The sequence below is a fragment of the Leptolyngbya sp. BC1307 genome (assembly GCF_002286735.1).
In the GTDB taxonomy this organism is placed as follows: domain Bacteria; phylum Cyanobacteriota; class Cyanobacteriia; order Phormidesmidales; family Phormidesmidaceae; genus Phormidesmis.
This window is the reverse complement of record NZ_NRTA01000169.1, coordinates 1-914: the sequence shown is the minus strand read 5'-3', so window position 1 is coordinate 914 and position 914 is coordinate 1. Positions and strand designations below refer to the sequence as shown.

The 914-nt window shown below is 47.6% G+C and carries 1 protein-coding gene; it reads left to right on the top strand.

Features of this window, described 5'->3' with window-relative positions:
- The first annotated feature begins 208 nt into the window (after nucleotides 1-208).
- Nucleotides 209-496, top strand: a complete 288-nt coding sequence (locus CKL79_RS22595) for a CP12 domain-containing protein (RefSeq protein WP_121971731.1) — start codon at nucleotides 209-211, stop codon at nucleotides 494-496.
- Nucleotides 497-914: the final 418 nt, after the last annotated feature.

Below are 914 nucleotides of genomic sequence, written 5' to 3'. Positions count from 1 at the left end.
TCAACCAGTCTCGAACATTCCTTGCCCCTTGGGTATAGGGATGTTCGTTACTTTTAGCGTTGGCTCCGCCTCTCCTATGGAGAATCGCATTTCGCACTTCAAGAAAAACTTCGCACTGTCCAGTTATATGATTCAGGTGTTATCATTTCCCCAGATTATGATTAAGCTGTTGTTAGTTCACAGCACATCATTCGGTTAGGTACCTGTTATGACTAATATCGCGATTGCACCCAGAACAACTAACTCTCCTGTTGACTTACGGCCACAGCCCCCCGAATCGACCACCGAAAACCGGCTGAAAGCGGCACTAGAACATGCCCGTCGCCTGACTGAAATGTATGGTTGTCAGCGCGTTGAAGTGGCGATCGCATGGGAAACCGTCGAAGAGTTGCAAACCGCTCAATCGGCTCAAGCCGTCCCTTCGTGTCAATCGGTGTTTGACCGCTACTGCGCCGACAATCCTCACGCGCTCGAATGCCGAAGCTATGACTGCTAACCCTCTGACTAATACTCTGAGTTGGAAGAATGGGCTCTTGACTCTTCTCGGGCATTCGAGGAATCACAAAGCAGTAAAGTAAACAAAGGCTAAACCCTCGGTATAGTCAAGGGTTTATCTTTTTTATGAACTCACGCCTTATTTATTGGATCAATTACCTGCTTTCAATAGTCCCGAAAAGGAGAGTTTCTGTGATGGTACACAAGAACTATATCGGTTGGAGGCGAATTCGACAGCAGTGTTGTATAAGTTACGAGACTACTAGTACCTTGAGTGTTGTGCTCTCATGAGAGAAAAATCATCATATCGCGTCTGAGGTAGACTAGGCGTTAGGTTCAAAGGTTTTGAGCAGGAGGTGAAGGATGCAGTTGCCGATTGTTGCGCCAGCGCCAGTGGTGAGCAAACATGCCGCAGCGTT